Origin of the sequence: Arenicella chitinivorans (genome assembly GCF_014651515.1) — a bacterium.
Classification (GTDB): domain Bacteria; phylum Pseudomonadota; class Gammaproteobacteria; order Arenicellales; family Arenicellaceae; genus Arenicella; species Arenicella chitinivorans.
The window spans coordinates 887,243-908,095 of sequence record NZ_BMXA01000001.1; the positions used below are offsets into that span (position 1 = coordinate 887,243).

Genomic DNA, 20,853 nt, shown 5'->3' on the forward strand with positions numbered 1-20,853 from the left:
CTGAACTTACTCATTAATTCTCGAGGCAGAAAGTAGTATGTCCACTATCAAATCAATTCTCGCACGCGAAATCCTGGATTCTCGCGGTAATCCAACTGTTGAAGCCGACGTTACCTTAGCCGATGGCTCATTCGGCCGTGCGGTTGCGCCATCCGGTGCATCCACGGGGACACTCGAAGCGCTGGAGCTCCGTGACGGCGACAAGCAACGCTATTTGGGCAAGGGTGTGACCAAGGCCGTGCAAAATGCCAACACTCTTATTGCCGACGCGCTCATTGGTAAAGACGCGCTGAATCAGCGTGCAATTGATCAATCAATGCTTGATTTAGATGGCACCGAAAATAAGTCCAAATTGGGTGCGAATGCCATCCTGGCAGTGTCGCTGGCGGTATCCAAAGCAGCGGCTGCGAGCAAAGGTGTTCCTTTATATACGTACTACGCTGAATTGTTTGGTAATGACACCTACGCGATGCCGGTACCGCAAATGAACATCATCAACGGTGGTGAACACGCCGATAACTCGATTGATTTTCAGGAGTTCATGATTCTGCCAACCGGGCTGCCAAGTTTCGGCGAAGCATTGCGCGCCGGCGCAGAGGTTTTCCATTCCCTCAAAAAGGTGTTGAGCGAGATGGGCTTAAGTACCGCGGTCGGTGATGAAGGTGGTTTTGCGCCGAACCTAGAGAGTAATGAAGCCGCGGTTGGCATCATTATGAAAGCGATCGAGAATGCCGGATACGTTCCAGGAAAAGACATCATGATAGGCCTTGATGTGGCCAGTACTGAATTCTATTCAGACGGAAAATACACCTTAAGTGCCGAAGGTAAGTCCCTCAATTCTGAAGAGTTTGCCGAGTACCTCGAAGCTTGGGTACGCAAATATCCAATCATCACGATTGAAGACGGCATGGCCGAAGACGACTGGGATGGTTGGGCAGATTTAACTCAACGTGTGGGCAGCGATATTCAGCTGACCGGCGACGATCTGTTTGTCACCAATACCAAGATCCTGAAGCAAGGCATCGAGAAAGGCGTGGCCAACTCGATCCTGATTAAGTTTAACCAAATTGGTTCGTTGAGTGAGACGTTTGACGCGATCAAAATGGCGCATGATGCGGGCTATAAAGCCACGATTTCGCACCGCTCAGGTGAAACCGAAGACACCACGATTGCGGATCTGGCGGTAGCGACGGCCGCAGGACAAATCAAAACTGGCTCGTTGTGTCGCTCGGACCGTGTCGCCAAGTACAACCAATTGCTGCGTATCGAGCAGGCATTGGGTGACAAAGCGGTATACCCTGGTATCAAGTCATTCAGCTAACACTGAGTTGGATCAGACATTCAGAAGGGCTGCCGTGTGTGCAGCCCTTTTTTGTGGCCGCGCTGTTGGCATACTCCGGATAGACTGCACCTCAGAAAAGGCCGTGCCCTGCAACCGCGTGCGCGGATTTGGATTAGCGTTGGCGGTCTGTGCTAAGCTGCGGGTAGATACAGTTACAAGATACGTTCCGTATGATTTGTTATAAGTTTGATGAGTTCGTTTTTGATGTTCAGAGCTATCAGCTCACCTATCGAAACAAACCGCTCGCAGTTCGCCCAAAAGCATTGATTTTGTTGGTTTTCTTAATAAGCAATCGAGAGAGAGTCGTATCCAAATCAGAAATTTATCGCGACGTGTGGGGTAATCCACATGAGCGCGATCATGTACTTTTTCAGCTGGTCAGCGAATTACGTAAACCGCCTTTTTCTAAGACGTTTATTCGGACGCTTCCTAATCAAGGTTATCAATGGGTTGTCAAGACGCAGCAAGTCAAGCGTCCATTGTTCTCGCGTTCGGTTGCGACGGTTAGCCTAGTGCTTGGCTTGTCGTTGTTAGGTGCTTTGCTCTATAAGCCATCACAGTCCGCGCCAAATACAATTCAGATGCCGGCTCAAACGGCGCTCTCAAAAGGCGTGCTGGCGCTCAACAGTGGCGATACTGATCACGCTATCGAGATGTTTAAATTTGCTTTGGCCGAAAATCCAGATTCGGTTGAAGCATCACTATTCTTAGTCGAAGGCTTGATGAAGCAGGACAAGGCAGAGGAATCCTCGCGATATCTCGAAAAACTGTTGCGGAAGCCGAATCTTGGTGAATATAGCCGAATGTCGGCAAGTAGTTTGATGAGTCAGGTCATGGAAAGTCAGGGGCGACTGGATGCGGCTCTGCGTTATGCACAACGCGCTCAGAGCGCAGAGGTTGTGGCTCAATGCTCCGTCGAAGCGGTGGATGAGCGGGTCCAGGGATTGACAATGCAGCTGAGTAAGGTGACTGACACGCCCGTGACTGCAAAGACCTCGGTGAGGGCTTCCAATGCACCAAAGGTAGATGAAGAGATACCAGAGAGCAAATTGGATCCATGCAGCGCTCTAGAACCAGAGCCAGTGAAAACGTCGTACTGCGCACCCGATACAGATGCCGCTTATTATGTCGGAGTTGGCGTTGGATCGCGAACACCGTTATATTCTTAAGTGTTTGATAAATAATAATATTTAGAAAGTTTAAGACGCTTTTAGTTTATTTTTATTCAGTAATTGAACCACAATAATCTCACACAAGTTCACCAAGGAAACTGTTGTGAGAAAAATACTATTATTGTCTGTTTTTTTGCTGAGTAGCCAAACTTTTGCGCAGCCTGCGACAAAACAGGCGCTGCTTGAGAAGCGTCTGGCTGCCACGTTTGAGCATGGTCAAATTACCATTGATGAGTATGATTCGGTACTAAAGCGCGTCACAATTGCTGGCGGCGTATCGTCTTACTTTGTTACGCATGACGGGCAGTACCTCTTTGCTGGTCCAATTTATGACACGGTAAGAAAGCGTGACATCGTGGCTGATAGCGAGGCGCTTGGACGTAAGGCAATTTTGAGTGCTGTCCCTGAAAATTCGTTTGTCAGTTACCCGAGTGATCAATTAGATGCGCCTCTGATTACCGTCATTACGGACATCGATTGTCCCTATTGTCGCGAGTTTCACACCCAGATTCCTGAGCTTAATGAGCAGGGAATATCAGTCAACTATTTGATGTTGCCAAGAGCGGGTTTGGGTTCATCCAGCTATACCAAAACACTCAGTGCGCTGTGTGCCGACGATGTACCAAACGCCATCACTTTGGCGATGCAGAATGTGCCGTTAGCATTCAAACAATGTTCATCCGATCGTTTAAACGAGCATATCGTTGCGTCGAAACGACTCAAGGTATCAGCAACGCCCGGCATGGTTTTCCCCAATGGCGAACTGCGTTTGGGTTTTCTAAAACCAGCTGAAATACAAAAACTTATTGCTGAAGGGAGTGAGTGATACCGATGGCTTTTACGACCAAAATTCTACGTGTCCTTGGTTGTTTAATGCTCTTGAGCTACGGCGCGGCTGCTCACAGCCAAGTATTCGTTGAAGGACAGCATTACAGCGTTCTCAAATCGCCAATCAAGGCTGAATCGTATGAACTGACTGAGTTTTTTTCATTCAGCTGCCCAGGTTGCTATGCCATTGAACCGAGTTTGGAGAGACTGGTCGAGAATAAACCCGGATTGACCTTACGTCGAGTGCATGCTCCGTTTGGTGGGCGGAATGCGAAACACGCTCAAAAAGCCTTTGTGTTGATGGTATTACTCGGTGAAGAACGAAACAAACAAGTGATCTTTGATCGCATACATCTTAAAAGGGATTCCTTTGACAGCGATCTAGAAGTGGTTCGTTATTTCAAGGAACTTGGCTATGCCGAATCTGATGTGGCGAGCAGTTTACGCTCATTTTCTGCGGATGCCATGATTCGCAAGATGAACAAAGAAGTTATAAACAATCAAATCACCTCTGTCCCGACACTGATCTGGGCTGGAAAGTACCAAATTAATCTCCAAGCGTTAGCGGGTCAATCTGCCCTCACCGAGTTGCTTGGCTACTTATCGTCGTTGGATTAATCAATGACTGTCCACTTTACGTTGCAAAATTCCGTGACTACAGCGCGCGCAATCGACGTTGAAATTCCTGACTCACGGGTAGGTACTCACTGCTGCCACGCAGTTGCAGGTGCCATTGTCCCAACTCGTTTTTGGCGACTGAGTCGATGCAAGTAACGGCTACGATGACGCTTCGATGTACTTGCCAGAAATGTTGCGGGTCTAATTTTTGCGCCAGTTCCTTAAGGCTTATCCGAAGCCAGGCTTCTTGCGTATTGGTGACAACTTTGGTGTATTTTGCATCCGCTTGAAAGTAACGAACGTCCTCCACGGCGATCATTTTTAAGGTCTCTCCTTGGCTTGCTGTCAACCATCGCAAAGGTTGTGACTCGCTGTGTGTGCTGAGCTGATCCAGGGTCGCCAGCAGCTGATCTAGTTTGACCGGCTGCTGTTGTTCGATTCGGGTCCTAAGCCGAGCGACAGTCTCGGAGAAACGCACCGCAGTGAGTGGCTTTAAAAGGTAATCCACCGCACCGGACTCAAATGCATTGATGGCGTATTGATCGTAGGCAGTAGTGAATACCACGAATGTGTGGTCGCCGATCTGGCGAGCCACGTCCAGTCCGGATTTGTTCGGCATGCGGATATCCAGAAAAGCCACGTCGGGACTGAGCTGTTGGCAGGCCGCAATCGCGGACTCACCGTCTTTGCATGAGGCCACCAGCTCGGCTTCTGGCCAGATTTGCGCAATTAGATCGCGAAAAGCCCTTCGTTGTGGTGCTTCGTCCTCGGCGTGTAGAATGCGAACAGGTTGAGTCATAACGGTGTGGATAAAAAGTCGGTAATCGTAATGGTGGCGATAACACCGCCCGCAGGGTTAGCGGCCAGATCGAGAGTCGCACGGTCCGGATACAGCAGTTTGAGCTGATCACGAATATTTTTCAATCCCAGTCCAGAGGTGTGTGTGGGTCGGTCGGCGTTGAGTCCGACCCCGGTGTCAGCTACTTCAATATGTAAGGTCGTGCCCGCTGTCGTGATGTGTATCGCGACTTCGCCACCGTGTTCCTTTGGTTCCAATCCATGTTTGATCGCATTCTCCACCAATGAGATCAGAATCAGCGGCGGGAACGCTGGAGATCCAAGTTCTGGCTCGATGCGCGTGTCAAAACGCAGGCGCGTACCCATACGTAATTGCATTAGCGCCAAATATTTTTCACACAAAGTCACTTGTTGTGACAAGCTGTTAGAAGCTAGTTGTTGCTGTTGATTAAAGCGGGGAATTGACGCACGAAGGTAATCCACCAGGTCATCAATGGCGGCTTCCGCACGATCGGGTTCGCTGCGCAAAACACTTTTCAGTGCGGCCAGCGTATTAAACAAAAAGTGTGGTTCGATTTGCGCTTGCAGAATGCTCAAGCGGGACTCGGCATCATGCTGGTTCGCGCGCGCTTGGCTTAGTTCCTGTTGCATCTGCCAGCGCTGCATCATGCCTGGTTCTCGCCAGTAACGAATAAACGCAATGCCGCCAGCGCACCAGAAATAGATACCAAACACCATGAATGCATCGATCAGCGCCCAACGGCGAGTTTCGATTTCACCCTGTTGGGCCAGCATGCTCTCGATAGCTTGGCGGCTTTGACTGTGGGCAGCGAAAGCGTGTTCAATCTCACGTGACGACCAGGCATCCATCAAAACAGCGCACATCAGGCCAATCATGAGTCCCACGGTGACGAACACTCGCTGCCACATGGGGTTCACGACATTTTCGCGCGCCAGCGTCATGGCAGTGGCACCAAAGAAGATCATCCCGAATACGCCGATGCCGAATTTCAGCGTTGTGATTATTGCTGCGGTGTTGTCATCAAAGTCCATCAGTGAGCCCATACCCGTCATCAGCGTGAGTGCCAATGCGCCTAAGCCAAAGATAAACAGCCTGCCGCGCCACCATGCCCAGCTGAAGACGGGATAATGCTGATAGCCCCAGCGCCAGCGATCGGGGAAGGGCAGTTCCTTATCAAGCGGTATGTGTGGCGTGCTCATTGTTTTTGGCCGGTGATGATTTGTCCATGTTGGTTTAGGGTAACCGATATTACGTGGCCATGAGGACCGCGGTTGAACACAAATTTGGCGCCGACATCCCCGCGCCAGAATTCATCTTCTGCAACTGCCTGCACCGTTAATGCGGCTTGTCCAGTGCCTTGAATCGCGAGTTTGTCGTCGGTGACAGCGACGGTAAGTGAGAAGCCGGACATTAACGGGTAGATGCCTACATATTCGGCCAGTTTCTCAGCTGGGAGTGTGAAATCAGTCGGTTCGGCGCCGACGCGTTGGGCCATGCGAATACCGCCACCTTGATGCCATTGAAAGCTCAATCCCTGCGGCGTTTCGACGGGGCGTAATAGGGCATCAAAGCTGGTCGGATAAAAATCGCCCCGGCTGTCGTATTTCAGCGTAAATGCGCCTTGACCAGTGGCTTGCGCCTTCAGTGCACCATCCTCCTCCCATAACCGCATTCGCAGATTGGCTTCGGTCAGCTCGTACTCGCCGGTAAGGTGTGTTAGCAGAGTGGTCGGCGCTGGCAGCTCGCGGCGTGGTTGCGGTGCGGGCGCGGTTTCGTCCATCAGCGCCGTCGCATAGTCAGACAATCCCCCGAGGCTAGTCAGTGCGGTGTCGGCCAGAATCACAATCCCGCGTTGGCGTTGTGTATCGAGCGCGATCAACGCAGAGAAGCCGCCAGTGCCGCCTTCGTGCGCCAGATAGTCCGTGTTGCCAATACGGTTAATCATCCAGTTGTGTGCCACACGTTGACCATCTACCTGACTCAGCTCTGTGTGTGTGCTCCGCAGCAGCGATGTGGTCTCGTCTTCCACAGTGCTCAAGTGAGCCAGAGCGTAACGCACCATATCGTTTAGCGACGCACGCACGCCGCCAGCACCATGCAAGCCCGGCGTGAATGACCAGTTACTTACTGGTTTGGTGAGCGCTGAATGCCCCTGTGCCATGTGAACCCCTTTTGGTTTGTCGTGAGTAAAACTGTGCTGCATGTTCAACGGCTTAAACACATAGTCGGACAACAGCGCATCAAACTCGCGTTGACTGTGAAGTTCCAACGCGTACGACAACACCATCATGGCAAAATTAGAGTATTGAAAAGACTCTCCAGGTGCTTGAAGTAAGGTTACGTCAGCAAGTGACGCTAACAATGCGTTGCCAGTGAGCTTACGGTAAGGGTCGGTCAGTGAGGTTGCCTTCATGCGACTTGGGAGCGCAGGCAGGCCGCTGGTATGCGTGAGCAGGTGGCGGAGCCGAATCGGCTGTCCGGCAAAGTCGGGCACCTGCGTATCGGTTGGCAGCAGCGCACTAATCGGTGTGTCTAGGCTTAACTCTGTATCCCGCATCAAACCGGCTGCGACCACGGCCGTCATGGTCTTGGAGATCGAGCCGATTTCAAATGCCGTATCAAAATCAAGTTTTCGCTTGGTGGCTGCCGCCGGATCTGCGCACGCAATTGCCCGTTTTACGCCATGATCAATGGTGGCTACAGCCATGCAAGCGCCAGTGCGGTCGCCGTCTAGCATGCTCTGCAACTGAGATTGGAGTGACGTGTCTGATGCTTGGGTGGAAGCGGCAGTCACCATCAGGCTTGAACACAGTATTCGTTTGAGTCTTGAGGGCATATCTAAGTCCGTGGAATAGGTCATACAGTGAATCAAGTCTAACGCAGTGGTCGGCCCGGTTGGATGCATGCGACAAAGACCCTGGATTCGCGGATAAAGCTTAGAAAAGCTGGTTTAACGCAAAGGTGGCTGATGTGTATTTCGTCTTTTTGAAAACTGTGCAATAATCAAAACATGATTGATTCAGATGTACTGCTAAAAAAGCTAGCAATCTTGGCGGATGCCGCAAAGTACGACGCTTCCTGCGCAAGTTCTGGGGCAGAGCGCCGTGATTCCTCAGCCACTGGAGGGATTGGTTCAACCTCTGGTGGGATGGGAATCTGCCATAGCTACGCCCCGGACGGACGTTGTATTTCTTTGCTGAAGATTTTGCTAACCAATTTTTGTTTATATGAATGTGCTTATTGCGTTAACCGTACGTCCAGCAACGTGGCTCGAGCACGATTTAGTATTGATGAAGTGGTAACGCTGACTATGGAGTTTTATAAGCGTAATTACATCGAAGGTTTGTTTCTTAGTTCCGGTATTATTCGAAGTGCAGATTACACGATGGAGCAGGTCGTTGCGGTGGCTCGCAAGCTCCGACTGGAGCACCGCTTTGCTGGTTATATTCATTTGAAGACGATTCCCGAAGCTTCCCCCGAACTACTGGCTGAAGCGGGTTTGTATGCAGACCGGTTGAGTATCAACGTTGAATTGCCCAGTGAGAAGTCCTTAAATGCGTTGGCACCTGAGAAAAATGCGCGTTCGATTGACCGATCAATGCAGAACCTGGAGTTGGGAATCCGAGAGTATAAGGAGTCGAAACGAGAGGCTCGCAAACAGGGCAATCGAAAACTCACCTTACCGAAGTTCTCACCATCAGGCCAGAGCACGCAAATGATCGTCGGCGCCGACGCCGCAGATGATGCCACCATTCTGCAGCGTGCCAATGGCTTGTATAAACGTTACCGACTCAAACGCGTTTACTATTCCGCATTTAGTCCAATTCCGGATGCCTCGTCTCAGCTGCCACTAAAACCGCCACCCTTGATGCGCGAACACCGTTTATATCAGGCCGACTGGTTGTTACGATTCTACGGTTTCTCGCTAGACGAGCTGACATACCGTCCTGAAAGTCGTGAGCAAACCGGGATGCTTGCACTCGATCAAGACCCCAAACTGGCGTGGGCCCTGGCACACCGCGAGTTGTTTCCAGTCGATTTGAATCGGGCCGACTACGAAACGATCTTACGCGTGCCTGGCATCGGTGTAATCAATGCACGACGTCTGGTGAAGCAACGTCGCATCCGCGCGTTGCGGTTCGCGGATCTTCAGCGTCTACGCTTACCAATTCAGAAGGTAAAGTCGTTTGTGACAGTGATCGACCATAAGCCAACCAGTCATCAGTTAGACAACGATCAGCTGGCCGCGCGCTTTGCATCCTCGGTGGACAAACAACTCAGCCTGTTCTGAAACCCTTACCAAACAATGACGATGCACCAAGCTCACGTTACCAATTTTGACGAATGGCGCGCCACCGCGCGTAATTTGTTGTCGATGGAAATCGCGCCCGAGCAGGTGCATTGGGATGCAGGTGCGCAAATCAGCTTGTGGGCAGAGGCGGAGGATGCCGTTGTCGGCGATTCAGCACCTAGTTCACCCTGTGCTTCTCGCCGAACTAAGCCACAACTGCGAGTGCCGGCTCAGTTTATCTCGTTGGCGCGGGCTGCAAGTTGTTTTATCGACGCCAAAGTACCGGCAGAAAAATGGTCCTTACTATATTCCTTGTTGTGGCGATTGGTACGTTATGACCGCCGTACGTTAAGCTTAACCACTGACCCGCAAGTGCAGTGCTTGAACCGGATGGCTCGTGCGGTGAGTCGAGACTGTCATAAAATGAAAGCGTTTGTCCGTTTTCAGCGTGTCTGCACCCGTGGTACGCCGGCTAACTCAGACGCATTTTTCACCGCTTGGTTCGAGCCTGACCATGCGATTGTTGAGCGCGTCGCGCCGTTTTTCGCCAAGCGGTTCGCTGGAATGAGTTGGAGCATACTGACGCCGTACGGCTGTGCGCATTGGAATCAACGCGTACTGAGTCTGAGCACTGGCGTGCCTCGACCGCCGGCCGTTTCCGATGAGTATGAACTGTTTTGGCAAACCTATTATTGCCATATCTTTAATCCCGCGCGTCTAAAAGAGCAGGCAATGCAAAGCGAAATGCCAAAGAAATATTGGCGGTACCTACCGGAATCAGTCTGCATCAAACCGTTGGCTTCTGGGGCTGCTGCAAGTACTCAACAAATGCTGGATGCCGATCGTACCGATCCTTTACGTGTGCGGTCTCGCTCCAGTCGTGTACGTGAGGCACAAGACACTCTGAGAGCGCAAAATCGGCAGTAAATATCGCATGAGGCAGGGCGTCAGCCGAGATTATATTTGGCCGCCAGATTTCTGATCTCTTGCTTGGCAAGACCCAATTCAAGTTCGGTACGCTGGACAACCGTAGCATCGCGTATCACGCTGGCGGACCGAGAATGGTAGACAGTGGCCGTACCATTGGCTGTGTCCTTCACCAGAACTAGCAAGTGCCAGTCTTTCGCGGTACATACTTTCTCCCAAACATGCCACAGGTTTTCACGGTCTCGCTGAGTGAGTTCAAGGTACCCCGCGCGCAGTGCGCGCTCATATTGCTTCCGCTCGTGTGGACGCAGGTGATGGCCCACCGCCCGTGAACCGATATTGACCCCAGAACGGTGTCCGCGCGTGAGGCGCTCAACCTGTTCCAATTTAAAGCGTGGGTTCGCCATAGTCATTTCTTCTAGTGAGTTTAGCGTTGCGCAGCATAGTAAAATCGATCTCAAGATCGTGTGATCATGCTGACATCGCGTTGACTTGGTGTTTGATAGCGTTCAGGTTTGCTCAGCCCACATCCTAGAGACCTATTCCACTCCCAATTGATTGACGATGGCACGTACTGGACTATTTTGGTTTACCAACGATCTTCGCCTGCATGACAACCCAGCGCTGCAGCGTGCTGTGTCGAGTGTGGATTCACTGGTGTGCGTGTACGTACTTGAGTCACGGTCGGTTTCCCCGAGTAGTTACTCGGCCCCATCAATGGGGCAGTCCCGGTTTCAGTTTTTGCGGCAATCACTGCTCGAATTGCAACGCGACTTGCGGACCTTAGGTCAGAAACTGCTCGTCGTGCAGGGTTCTGCGGCCAGTATCATTCCCAGTTTGATACGGGCTATTGCAGCCACCGATGTGTTCCGTAGTCGAAATCCAGGTTGGTACGAAAATCGTGATTGGGCGTATGCGAAAGCAAAGTGCGGCCAGTGTACTTTTCATACGATTGACAGCCATACCTTATTTGATATCGATACATTGCCCGTTGATGTGGCCGACATCCCGGCAACGTTCACGCGATTTCGCAAACTGATCGATGCCGCTGTCCCGTCTGCACCGATCGTACGACTGAATTATCTGCCACCGCCTGCACGTTTCAGAGCGGCGATTCAGTTGCCAACCGTGCGCTTGCTTGATTCAGTACGGGAGGCTGCGAGTGAGTTCAATGGTGGTGAGTCCGCTGCCTTAAGCCACATGGAGGCGTATTTTTCGTCTGACTTGCCTACTGACTACAAGCAGGTGCGTAATGCGCTGGACGGCTGGGACAACTCCACGAAATTCTCACCGTGGTTGGCGAACGGCAATTTGTCGGTTCGAGAGCTAGTTGCTAGGCTACGACAGTATGAGAGCAGTGTCGCGGCCAACGAGTCGACCTATTGGATCTACTTTGAACTGTTATGGCGCGAATTTTTCCAGTGGCATGCTCATCAACATGGTGCAAGCTTGTTTTCGCTGTCCGGTGTGAAACATGTGTCACTGGTGACCAGTTTTTATCCTGAGCGATACCAAAAGTGGATCGCTGGCAATACGCCTTACCCGTTGGTCAACGCCGGTATGCGGGAATTGGCCGCCACTGGATACTTATCTAATCGCGGACGCCAAATCGTGGCCAGCTGTTTCGTCAATGAACTGGGGATGGATTGGCGGTACGGCGCAGCATACTTTGAACAAGTTTTGTTGGATTACGATGTGGCATCAAACTGGGGTAACTGGCAATACCTCGCTGGAGTTGGTGCAGATGTGCAACCCAAGCGCCATTTCAATCTTGCAAAACAAGCTGCGACCTTCGACCCTGACGGTGCGTATGTGGCGCGTTGGCAGGGTGCGGCGAGCCTGTTGCCTTTGGACTCGGTTGATGCAGCTGATTGGCCGGTTTAGTTAGAAACACATGGTACATAAGAAACCCAATCTTCCCAGTAAACTGTGCGTGGTGTGTGATCGTCCATTTACCTGGCGGCGCAAATGGGCGCGGGATTGGTTGCAGGTTAAGTATTGTTCGCGTCGATGTCGTGAGACCGCTCGAACACACAGTGCCCATTGAATGACTAGGAGAAGTCGATGAGTGACGTAACGCTGCGTTTGATTTTGGGGGATCAATTGAATGCCAGTCATAGCTGGTACCGTCATGTCGACGATAATGTGGTGTATTTGATCGCGGAGCTGCATCAAGAGCAGACCTATGTAAAGCACCATATCCAGAAGATTACCGCCTTTTTTGCGGCGATGAAAAACTTCGCTCAAGCATTGAGCGACGCAGGTCACCGGGTACATCACCTAACGCTGGATGACACTCAGGCGTTTGAAGACTTGCCCGATTTGCTACGTCATTGGTGCGAGCAGGAATCGGTATCGGTGCTCGAATACCAGCGGCCCGATGAATATCGCTTGCTTTCGCAGTTGCGGTCACTGGCGGTCGACTCAGTGTCTATTAACGAGGTTGATACCGAGCATTTTATGCTCCCATTCGACGAGATTGACGACTATTTTGACGCCGGTAGTGGCAGTCGCATGGAAACGTTTTATCGCAAGATGCGTATTCGCTTCGGTGTGTTGATGGACGGCGATGATCCGGTCGGCGGTGAATGGAACTATGACACGCAGAATCGCAACAAGCTCAAGCCCGATGACCTTGCAGCGATTCCTGAACCCTTGGTGTTTGAAAACGACGTTAACGATATTTTTGAGCGACTCAATGCGCACAAAATCCAACACTTTGGAGAAATTGGAGACCGCTTGCGATGGCCAACCACACGCCACCAGTCTCGAAAGCTGCTGGACTTTTTCTGTGCACGTTGCTTGCCAAACTTCGGCACCTTTCAAGACGCCATGACGGCAAAAAGCGATCATGCTTGGAGCTTGTACCACGCCCGCATTTCGTTTTCGCTCAACACTAAGATGCTCTCGCCCCAACAGGTAATAGACCGCGTTTTGACCGAGTTTTCGGCCCGGCCTGACGCCATTAGCATTGCGCAAGTCGAAGGCTTTATCCGCCAGATTCTCGGCTGGCGTGAGTTCGTGCGCGGGATTTACTGGATTAATATGCCGGACTACGCTCAGTCGAACACGCTGCAAGCGAATCGAGAACTGCCCGATTATTTCTGGACCGGCAAAACCAAAATGCGATGTTTACAGCAATCGCTTGGTCAGTCGCTTGAATTCGCGTACGCGCACCATATTCAGCGGCTCATGGTAATAGGCAATTTTTGTTTGCTTGCTGGGATTGATCCGGATCAAGTGGACGCGTGGTACCTCGGTGTTTATATCGACGCCATCGAATGGGTTGAAATGCCGAACACACGCGGCATGTGTCAGTACGCCGACGGTGGCCTGCTAGCCAGCAAGCCGTATTCTGCCAGCGGCGCGTACATTAATCGTATGAGCGACTACTGTTCCGGGTGTCACTACACGGTGAAGGAAAAAGTCGGCGACAAAGCTTGCCCGCTCAACAGCCTGTATTGGCACTTTATGCACCGACACCGTGACGAGTTCGGGCGCAACCCGAGAATCGGTATGGTGTATCGCAATCTAGATAAAATGGATGAAGCACTGCGCGAGAAAACACTGCAACATGCAGAGCAACTATTGGCCAACCTCGGCGCTTTGTAGCGCGTGTGCGATTGTGCCGATATCACTTTCTGACCCCAATTCGCAATGCCAGGGTAGTGTGGTCGTCGCTCTAACTTAGTTTTCCTGATAGGCTCGGAGTCCAGCTACTAAGAATTCTTCTCTTGTAACCAAGGTGTCCGCACTGTCAACAAGCGCAAACCAGGAGGCAAGACATCAAAATCCGTGATCCTCGTAACAAGGTGACACTGTTTCTTCACATGACAGGTTTGCTGATTGTCGTCACACTGTGCGTAATTTTGGCCGTTAAGATTCGACAGATGCTCGGTGTAAGTTTGGGAAACTTCCTGTATGTGCTAATACTTGTTGTGCTTGGTTTTTTCGTTAGGGTCTATGTTGAGCGTCACATCTTGAAGAAGTAACGTCTGCGTGGCAGAGGCCGATCGATCCAACAAGCCTGCCACTAATCGCTGTGCGTCTCGACCTTCACACGCCAGTACGCGGCTTAGATTTTATCAACGCAACACCGAGTGCAATAAGACCAATAAGCGCGAGACCGGACGCATGCTTAATGAATTGTGAGCAGTTCTTGCTTATCACGCTTTTCTGTTGGTCTGTCGTTGCGTTGAGGGATGCCAGTTGTAGTTTGTGTGAGCCTATGTTATTAAAATTGAGTTCCCAAATCGTGTGTGAACGGTAGTCGGCCGCGCACAGCGTATTTTCATCAATATGGAAGGTGGTGATGTCTCTCGAATTGGCAAGCAGTCGCACCGCGCGGCCTTAGCAAAGACGATACAACTGTCCTTAGTTCATTTGAGCCGTGTGTGTTAGTATAATCAATTCTTCATCGCCGACAGCCAGTGCCATCGACGGGAATCGATGGGTTGGTGCAATGCCACCACAATCAGACAGTACAATCGTCCAGCCAGCTGTTTGGCGCGTGTTGGCCTGGGCGTGTAATTCGACATCGCCCCTGGCGACGCAAGCGAATAGACCATCGTACGCCAGTAGGCTGCTTTGACCGCGATCAGCGCAGGTTTCTTCGATTCGCGCGAAGCGCTTTAATTTTTGAATTAGAGAGGTTTGTTGCCCGCCCATATTGATACACAGTTTCTTATGGTCACGACTAACGCCGATCAGACCAACGTCGTTGGTCCTGCGCTACTAATGAACTGGCTCACCACTGGCAAGGCAAAACGCTCTACCCGCTGTATAGACTTTAAAACACACAGCACGATGCGCACGATAAAGACGAGTGATGGAATGGCTGGTAAGTCACGATTCACGAGTCGCTTCAAGAGCAAGGAGGGAACGGGCTGACACTCAGCATTCTATGTCAGGCGCTGGCGGTATACAATGAGGTATCAGCAGCAATATTTTAAGAGGGAGCATTCAATAATAAGATGGCAATATTCAGATGTAATAGCTGTGGGCACGTTCGTGAAGTAAGCGCGGACTATGTTGGTAAATTGGTCAAATGCCCAAAGTGTCGGTCAGGCGCGAATGTGCACGACACGGCGGTGTTTGTTAATACGCTGGTAAAAAAATATTTAGCGCAGAAAGCTATTTTAAAGGAACTACAACCGGACACTAGTGCCAACATCGGTGATGAGCTGTTCAGCCTGGATGATGTGGACGTGCACAACACCAATGTTTTGGCTGATGAGGCCAATTTAGGCCCGATTGCCGATTGGCTGAAAACGTTAAATGTAGATGTCAGTTTTAATCCGGATGCGGCGGACACCACCGGTTTTTTCGACGAAATCGCGTTGCACATGGGGCAACATGTGGATGCCATTACCCCAATAGTTAATCAAATAAAATATATCCAAGGGAAAGGCTATGCCAACGTTAAATTCGCCTTGGGTAAGTTTACCGAACAGGACCAGAAAACTATTCGACACTTTTGTCAGGAGTTGTACGACTACTCTTTCGTGGCGAAATACTTTTATCACAAAAAAGAGAAGTTCGTGCGTCTGACCTTGCAGACCGCGCCGAAGATTCGTGCTTTTTTCCATGGTGTATGGATGGAGTGGTTTGCCCTAATCACCGTGTTGAAACTAATGCAGGACAAAAACTTGTCGTCGTCTTGTGCTAGGTCCGTCGATGTGCGTTTTCAGGATGGGTCGCGCAATGAACTTGATATCGTGTTGGTGTCGAAGCAAGGCCAGCCAATCTGCATCGAATGCAAATCGGGAGAGTTTAGGCATGACATCGAGAAGTATTTGACTCTGCGCAAGCGATTAAAGCTGAGCAAACAGCAGTTTGTACTATGCGTGTTCGGTTTAAGTGATGAACAAGCAACCGGCATGACCGCAATGTACGAGATTACCTTCGTTAATGAGCGGACGCTGGCGCCGTATATTGAGTCCCAGTTAACTTAATGGTTTTTTTACTCAGGTGATTATATGAGCAGGTTCCTTACCCTAGCGCTGCTATTTGTTTTGGTCGCATGCGAGCAAGGTCAGCAGACATCATCGTCAATCAACAAACCAAACAATGACGTGCTGCCCGTCGATACGCTGTATCACAACGGCACCATATGGACCGGTCTATCGGGGGCAGGTGACGCGCAAATGCTGGCGACGAAGGCAGGTAAAATCGTCTATGTTGGTGATGGTTCAGGTGTTCAGTTCAAAGCGACGCGTTCAGTCGACCTCAAGGGCCAGTTTATGTCGCCCGGCTTTATCGACAATCACGTGCATTTTATTGATGGTGGAGCGGGTCTTGCCAGCGTGGATCTGCGCGATGCAAACACGCGCGAAGAATTTGTTCGTCGTATCGGTGACTACAGCCAGACGCTGCCCGAGGGACGTTGGGTTTTATATGGTAATTGGGATCATGAGCTGTGGGGCGGTGAGTTGCCCACGCGACACTGGATCGATGCCGTAACAGGTGATACGCCGGTATTTGTAATGCGCCTGGATTGGCATATGGGCCTGGCGAATTCCGCGGCGTTAAAACTCGCGGGCATCGACAAGAACTCGACAGCGCCAGCAGATGGCGAGATCGTGCGTGACGCCGAGGGCGAACCCAGTGGCGTCCTTAAAGACGGTGCCATGAATGCTGTGTTGGATGTCATTCCAGCGCGTACTGACGATGAATTTCTGGCGGCGTTTGTCGCCGCTCAGAACCATGCACTGAGTCTGGGTGTGGTACAAGTCCACGCCATGCCCGCGAATCCCAAAGAGCGAACACTGCTGCCCGCATTACAAAAAGTCCAAGCCGCCGGTGCGTTTAAAATGCGTGTTTATGCGATGTCACCGATTGAATATTGGGAAGAACTGGCAGCCAAGATCGCAACTGAAGGTACCCATAAAGGCAAACTAAGGTGGGGCGGTGTCAAAGGGTTTGTGGATGGGGCTTTGGGCTCGAGCACAGCCTGGTTTTACGATCCGTACGACGATCAACCCAGTAATTCCGGTTTTCCTCTGACTCAACCAGAGAGGTTACGTGCGCTAATTACCGCTGCTGATGACGCCGGATTAAAGCTTAATATTCACGCCATTGGCGACCGCGCTATTGATGAGTTGATCACGGCTTTTCGCGAGACGGGCGGACATGCCACGTTGGCACATCGGTTTCGTATTGAGCACTTTCAGCACCCAAGTGAGCAAGCCATCGCATTGGCGGCGCGCAGCGGCATCATTGCCGCCATGCAACCGTATCATGCCATCGATGATGGCCGTTGGGCGGAAAAACGCATTGGTGAAGCGCGCAGTAAAACAACTTATGCGTTTCGATCTATTTTGGATTCGGGTGGTCTGTTGAGCTTTGGTTCTGATTGGCCTGTGGCACCGCTATCACCCATCGAGGGTATCTACGCGGCCGTTACACGCCAGACTACCGACGGTGCAAAGCCTGCCGGCTGGCAGCCGCAACAGAAAATCACAGTCACCGAAGCGCTTAGGGCGTATACCTCAGTGAATGCCTATGCGGGATTTGAAGAAAACCAAGCCGGCACATTGGAAGTCGGTAAGCGTGCCGACCTGGTCATTTTATCGGACGACCCTCGCAAGGTTGCACCGGACGCTATTCGTACTATTGAGGTTGTCACCACGATTGTTGACGGCGATGTCGTATATGAGCACGAATAAATAGCGCCAATAGTGTTTTCAAGGTAGGACCCGACAGCATGGCCGAATGGCCAGTTGTTGGCCTTATTCCTTCATGCCTATACTCTCGGAAGTGCGAGTTCTGATAGTGAACTCCACGATAGTTAATGGATCATGGAACAAGAGGGGTCACACTTGAAAAACATCACCATATTAACTCTGGTAGTCTCTGCGAGCCTGCTTTTTACCACTGGTAGTAACGCACAAACCAAAGTGGTCGTCGTTCCCATGCCCGGCGACACCGAGTTTATTGAAGTCGATACCTTTGACCGTACGATCGTGGTTGGTGGCTCTGGAACCGATTCTGAAAATGGCGCGGCCTTGCTTGCGGCACTCGATCTGGTCACCACGGCTTCAGCCAGCAGTCCATGGCTTATTTTGGTCGAGCCTGGCGTGTTTAATCTGGCAGCCAGCGAGCTGGTTTTGATTCCGTATGTTTCATTGCGCGGAGCCGGTATTGATGTAACGACGATTTCAGCGGCAGCGTCTTCAACCGGAAACCGCGCGATCGAGTTACAAGGCAATAACCTGCTGTCACATCTCAGTATCACGGATTCATCCACTGCCTCGTCGAGTGGGGCTGTGGTCACCACGGGCAATAGGGTTCGGATTGAGAACATCAAGATTGTCGCCGATGACGAAGACGGTATTCGGGTAGACAGCTTCTCCGACGAAGTGGTCATACAAAACGTGGATGTCACTGCTGCTGATCGTGCTCTCTCGGCACAAGGGGGCAATGTCGACGTTGTCGCTCGAAACAGTGTTTTCCGATCTACTGGTGATAACGTGTTGAACGTCGGCAGCGGCAGTTCGGTGCAAGTCTTTGACTCCGAACTAACATCAACTGCGTCGAGTAAGCAAATAATTAATCTTCTTTCGGGCGAGCTCGAAATCGGTTTTTCCAAGCTAAGCTCAACATCCACCAGCACGATTAATACAGGGACAACGAGCTCCGGCGACTTCATAATTTACCATTCGCATGTTGACACTGGCGCGTCGTACTCCTTCACTGGTAATTCCGACACGTGCCTCGCAACCACGACGCCTGCCAATTTCTTTGCCAGCGCGTGCCAGTGATACGCACGGCTATCTGTGTTTTCCAGCGTGACCGAACGCGGTACGCGTAGGCACAGAGCCAGTATTTCTAAATGGTCTGACTACTCTTTATTAAACCGGGCACTTCCCAATACGGGCGCTCGCCAAAGTGATCGGCAAAGTAATCTATAAACGCGCGGACCTTGGGGGCAAGTTGTCGTGAACTCGGGTACACCGCCCAGATGGCGGTGTTTGACTCAAGTTCGTAATCCGCCAGTACTTGAACAAGCTCGCCACGCTGTAGGTGTTGGTACGCAACCCAGACTGAACAAATTGTGATCCCTAAGCCCTGTACGCAGGCATCTCTCACCGACTCACCGTTGTCAGCGCGAAATCGCCCATGGGTTTGGATTGTTTCGATGCCTGAGGGGGTTCGAAATTGCCAGTTGTCCAAGCCGAGCAGGGTGATACAGTCATGTTGTTCAAGCGCCTGCGGCGTGGTTGGCTTGCCAAACTGGGCAATGTAGTCTGGCGAGGCGCATAGAATGCGGCGATCATCCGCCAATTTTCGAGCCACTAGGCTCGAGCTTTTTAGTTGTGCATTGCGCACCGCGATATCAAAACCACCTTCCACCAGATCCTGAATATTATCTGAAAACCGGCAATCGACGGTTAATTCAGGGTAGCGTCGTAAGAAGCCGCCCATTGCTGGCATTAAGTGCATGCGCCCAAACGACGCAGGGGATGTGATCCGCAAGATCCCTGATGGCGCACTGTTGCCGCGACCGATGGCTGCGTTAGCTGCGGCGACACTGGCAAGGATGTCTTCCGCGTGTGGCAAAAAGGCGGCACCGTCTTCCGTCAAGGTGACACGCCGTGTTGTGCGGTGAAACAGTCGTACCTTCAGGGTGCTTTCCAATTTGTTTATGTAACTGCTAGCAACCGCAGCGGAGTGCCCGAGTTCTTGCCCTGCTTGGGAGATGTTTTGGGTCTTCGCGACGCGAAGGAACAAGCGCACATGCTCAAAATTCATGGTCTTTTATCAATGAAATGTTGATAGTGATTCTAAATATAGCAGTATTAACATAGATGTTGCCTATAAATATACTGTCTTCATTCGAAATGAGACCCAAACCAATGAACACTGATTTTCAAACTATTAATACGGCGTTTGCGCGTGTTTTTCAATCAGGGCAATTAAGCCTCGGCGTCGTTGTGCCAATTGAAAACTACAGCGCAAGTCCGGTTCCGACCATGCAAGATCACGTGGCTCGGGTCCAGTTAGCCGAGAAGCTTGGGTTCGCGGCCGTGTGGCTGCGAGATGTGCCGTTCAATGTACCCAGCTTTGGCGATGCGGGTCAGGTGTTTGATCCATTCGTGTATCTGGGGTATCTGGCCGCATCGACTTCGCGGATTGGGTTGGGCATGGCGAGTGCCGTATTGCCACTGCGTCATCCTGCGCATGTGGCCAAAGCTGCAGCCTCGGCAGACGTGCTGTCGAATGGGCGGGTACTGCTCGGCATTGCGTCTGGCGACCGGCCAGATGAATACCCCGCCATGAATCTTGACTACGCAACGCGCGGCGCGCGATTTCGAGACAGTGTGGCTTACTTACAACAAAGCTGGCAGCCTCATCCGCGCATCGCAAGCCCATTTGGTCAAACCGATGGTGCGATGGATTTATTACCCAAACCAATAGCTGGGCGCTTACCTCTATTGGTTACTGGCAGCAGCCAACAGAGCGATGATTGGATTGCGCAAAACGCGGATGCATGGATGACCTATCCACGCAACCCAGCGGCACAGTGTGCGGTGATCAATCACATGCGCGCCAAGGTGCAAGACCTGGGTCGACCAGCGCTGCCCATCATGCAGCCGCTCTATATTGATTTAGTCGGCAACGACCACCAAACACCAACGCCGATTCACCTAGGGTTGCGCATCGGTGCTGCACAACTGGTAGACCATCTTCTCACCTTGCGCGAGGTTGGCGTCAACCATGTGGCCCTAAACCTGCGCTTTAATCAAGCAAACGTCGAAGACACATTAAAACGGTTGGCGGACGAGGTATTGCCCCAACTGAGTGCTTCAGCAGATCTTCCAAACACACACTACCATACGGGTACTTTATGAAA

The 20,853-nt window shown here is 51.3% G+C and carries 19 protein-coding genes; 13 read left to right on the forward strand and 6 right to left on the reverse strand.

All coding sequences use genetic code 11. From position 1 onward, the window contains the following. Positions 1-37 precede the first annotated feature (37 nt). From eno to IE055_RS03885, 4 genes are all read left to right on the forward strand, one after another. Positions 38-1,321: a phosphopyruvate hydratase gene (eno, locus tag IE055_RS03870; RefSeq protein ID WP_189398667.1), complete on the forward strand. Its 1,284-nt coding sequence runs from the start codon at positions 38-40 to the stop codon at positions 1,319-1,321. A 191-nt stretch (positions 1,322-1,512) separates the two neighbouring features. Then, entirely contained in the window at positions 1,513-2,511 is a 999-nt protein-coding gene (locus IE055_RS03875; protein WP_189398668.1) for a winged helix-turn-helix domain-containing protein, read from the forward strand. A 106-nt stretch (positions 2,512-2,617) separates the two neighbouring features. Continuing rightward, the gene (locus IE055_RS03880; RefSeq protein WP_189398669.1) at positions 2,618-3,340 is read left to right on the forward strand and encodes a DsbC family protein; all 723 of its coding nucleotides are present in this window, start codon (positions 2,618-2,620) and stop codon (positions 3,338-3,340) included. 5 nt (positions 3,341-3,345) lie between these two features. After that, positions 3,346-3,960, forward strand: a complete 615-nt coding sequence (locus IE055_RS03885; protein WP_189398670.1) for a thiol:disulfide interchange protein DsbA/DsbL — start codon at positions 3,346-3,348, stop codon at positions 3,958-3,960. Between the two features lie 37 nt (positions 3,961-3,997). Here the strand turns inward: IE055_RS03885 and IE055_RS03890 are convergent, their stop codons facing one another. The 3 genes from IE055_RS03890 to IE055_RS03900 are packed head-to-tail and all read right to left on the reverse strand — an operon-like array spanning position 3,998 to position 7,640. After that, the gene (locus tag IE055_RS03890; RefSeq protein WP_189398671.1) at positions 3,998-4,759 is read right to left on the reverse strand and encodes a LytR/AlgR family response regulator transcription factor; all 762 of its coding nucleotides are present in this window, start codon (positions 4,757-4,759) and stop codon (positions 3,998-4,000) included. After that, positions 4,756-5,979, reverse strand: a complete 1,224-nt coding sequence (locus IE055_RS03895) for a sensor histidine kinase (protein WP_189398672.1) — start codon at positions 5,977-5,979, stop codon at positions 4,756-4,758. Before IE055_RS03895 ends, IE055_RS03890 begins: the two co-directional genes overlap by 4 nt. Next, positions 5,976-7,640, reverse strand: a complete 1,665-nt coding sequence (locus IE055_RS03900; RefSeq protein ID WP_189398673.1) for a serine hydrolase — start codon at positions 7,638-7,640, stop codon at positions 5,976-5,978. Before IE055_RS03900 ends, IE055_RS03895 begins: the two co-directional genes overlap by 4 nt. A gap of 150 nt (positions 7,641-7,790) precedes the next feature. On the opposite strand from IE055_RS03900, the gene IE055_RS03905 reads away from it, so the two are divergent. Both IE055_RS03905 and IE055_RS03910 read left to right on the forward strand, forming a co-directional pair. After that, on the forward strand, positions 7,791-9,071 hold the full coding sequence (locus IE055_RS03905) for a putative DNA modification/repair radical SAM protein (RefSeq protein WP_189398674.1): 1,281 nt from the start codon (positions 7,791-7,793) through the stop codon (positions 9,069-9,071). A 21-nt stretch (positions 9,072-9,092) separates the two neighbouring features. Beyond that, complete coding sequence (locus IE055_RS03910; protein WP_189398675.1) at positions 9,093-9,998, forward strand: TIGR03915 family putative DNA repair protein; 906 nt, start codon at positions 9,093-9,095, stop codon at positions 9,996-9,998. Between the two features lie 20 nt (positions 9,999-10,018). On the opposite strand, the gene IE055_RS03915 is transcribed toward IE055_RS03910, so the two are convergent. After that, positions 10,019-10,405: a hypothetical protein gene (locus IE055_RS03915; protein ID WP_189398676.1), complete on the reverse strand. Its 387-nt coding sequence runs from the start codon at positions 10,403-10,405 to the stop codon at positions 10,019-10,021. Positions 10,406-10,562: 157 nt separating this feature from the next. On the opposite strand from IE055_RS03915, the gene IE055_RS03920 reads away from it, so the two are divergent. From IE055_RS03920 to IE055_RS03930, 3 genes are read left to right on the forward strand one after another with little or no spacing between them, the layout of a single operon-like run. After that, entirely contained in the window at positions 10,563-11,882 is a 1,320-nt protein-coding gene (locus tag IE055_RS03920) for a DASH family cryptochrome (protein WP_189398677.1), read from the forward strand. 10 nt (positions 11,883-11,892) lie between these two features. Continuing rightward, positions 11,893-12,045, forward strand: coding sequence for a DUF2256 domain-containing protein (locus IE055_RS18035; RefSeq protein ID WP_189398678.1), 153 nt, complete (start codon positions 11,893-11,895; stop codon positions 12,043-12,045). Positions 12,046-12,062: 17 nt separating this feature from the next. Beyond that, on the forward strand, positions 12,063-13,610 hold the full coding sequence (locus IE055_RS03930; RefSeq protein WP_189398679.1) for a cryptochrome/photolyase family protein: 1,548 nt from the start codon (positions 12,063-12,065) through the stop codon (positions 13,608-13,610). A gap of 762 nt (positions 13,611-14,372) precedes the next feature. Here the strand turns inward: IE055_RS03930 and IE055_RS03935 are convergent. Continuing rightward, on the reverse strand, positions 14,373-14,666 hold the full coding sequence (locus IE055_RS03935) for a hypothetical protein (RefSeq protein WP_189398680.1): 294 nt from the start codon (positions 14,664-14,666) through the stop codon (positions 14,373-14,375). 305 nt (positions 14,667-14,971) lie between these two features. Between IE055_RS03935 and IE055_RS03940 the strand changes: the two genes are divergently transcribed. From IE055_RS03940 to IE055_RS03950, 3 genes are all read left to right on the forward strand, one after another. Next, positions 14,972-15,952: a TFIIB-type zinc ribbon-containing protein gene (locus IE055_RS03940; RefSeq protein WP_189398681.1), complete on the forward strand. Its 981-nt coding sequence runs from the start codon at positions 14,972-14,974 to the stop codon at positions 15,950-15,952. A 24-nt stretch (positions 15,953-15,976) separates the two neighbouring features. Beyond that, positions 15,977-17,665 (forward strand): amidohydrolase, encoded by a 1,689-nt coding sequence (locus IE055_RS03945; protein ID WP_189398682.1) that lies wholly within the window; start codon positions 15,977-15,979, stop codon positions 17,663-17,665. 153 nt (positions 17,666-17,818) lie between these two features. After that, positions 17,819-18,760, forward strand: a complete 942-nt coding sequence (locus IE055_RS03950) for a hypothetical protein (RefSeq protein WP_189398683.1) — start codon at positions 17,819-17,821, stop codon at positions 18,758-18,760. Between the two features lie 67 nt (positions 18,761-18,827). Here the strand turns inward: IE055_RS03950 and IE055_RS03955 are convergent, their stop codons facing one another. Continuing rightward, positions 18,828-19,751 (reverse strand): LysR family transcriptional regulator, encoded by a 924-nt coding sequence (locus tag IE055_RS03955; RefSeq protein WP_189398684.1) that lies wholly within the window; start codon positions 19,749-19,751, stop codon positions 18,828-18,830. A gap of 104 nt (positions 19,752-19,855) precedes the next feature. On the opposite strand from IE055_RS03955, the gene IE055_RS03960 reads away from it, so the two are divergent. Continuing rightward, positions 19,856-20,851 carry an LLM class oxidoreductase gene (locus IE055_RS03960; RefSeq protein WP_229794119.1) on the forward strand — a complete coding sequence of 332 codons (996 nt, stop codon included), beginning with the start codon at positions 19,856-19,858 and terminating at the stop codon, positions 20,849-20,851. Positions 20,852-20,853: the final 2 nt, after the last annotated feature.

Coding starts and splice junctions, on each gene's coding strand:
- IE055_RS03915 (WP_189398676.1), bottom strand. CDS start 10,405: ATGGCGAACCCACGCTTTAAATTGGAACAGGTTGAGCGCCTCACGCGC.
- IE055_RS03945 (WP_189398682.1), top strand. CDS start 15,977: ATGAGCAGGTTCCTTACCCTAGCGCTGCTATTTGTTTTGGTCGCATGC.
- eno (WP_189398667.1), top strand. CDS start 38: ATGTCCACTATCAAATCAATTCTCGCACGCGAAATCCTGGATTCTCGC.
- IE055_RS03875 (WP_189398668.1), top strand. CDS start 1,513: ATGATTTGTTATAAGTTTGATGAGTTCGTTTTTGATGTTCAGAGCTAT.
- IE055_RS18035 (WP_189398678.1), top strand. CDS start 11,893: ATGGTACATAAGAAACCCAATCTTCCCAGTAAACTGTGCGTGGTGTGT.
- IE055_RS03955 (WP_189398684.1), bottom strand. CDS start 19,751: ATGAATTTTGAGCATGTGCGCTTGTTCCTTCGCGTCGCGAAGACCCAA.
- IE055_RS03930 (WP_189398679.1), top strand. CDS start 12,063: ATGAGTGACGTAACGCTGCGTTTGATTTTGGGGGATCAATTGAATGCC.
- IE055_RS03900 (WP_189398673.1), bottom strand. CDS start 7,640: ATGACCTATTCCACGGACTTAGATATGCCCTCAAGACTCAAACGAATA.
- IE055_RS03905 (WP_189398674.1), top strand. CDS start 7,791: ATGATTGATTCAGATGTACTGCTAAAAAAGCTAGCAATCTTGGCGGAT.
- IE055_RS03920 (WP_189398677.1), top strand. CDS start 10,563: ATGGCACGTACTGGACTATTTTGGTTTACCAACGATCTTCGCCTGCAT.
- IE055_RS03910 (WP_189398675.1), top strand. CDS start 9,093: ATGCACCAAGCTCACGTTACCAATTTTGACGAATGGCGCGCCACCGCG.
- IE055_RS03895 (WP_189398672.1), bottom strand. CDS start 5,979: ATGAGCACGCCACACATACCGCTTGATAAGGAACTGCCCTTCCCCGAT.
- IE055_RS03890 (WP_189398671.1), bottom strand. CDS start 4,759: ATGACTCAACCTGTTCGCATTCTACACGCCGAGGACGAAGCACCACAA.
- IE055_RS03940 (WP_189398681.1), top strand. CDS start 14,972: ATGGCAATATTCAGATGTAATAGCTGTGGGCACGTTCGTGAAGTAAGC.
- IE055_RS03885 (WP_189398670.1), top strand. CDS start 3,346: ATGGCTTTTACGACCAAAATTCTACGTGTCCTTGGTTGTTTAATGCTC.
- IE055_RS03935 (WP_189398680.1), bottom strand. CDS start 14,666: ATGGGCGGGCAACAAACCTCTCTAATTCAAAAATTAAAGCGCTTCGCG.
- IE055_RS03960 (WP_229794119.1), top strand. CDS start 19,856: ATGAACACTGATTTTCAAACTATTAATACGGCGTTTGCGCGTGTTTTT.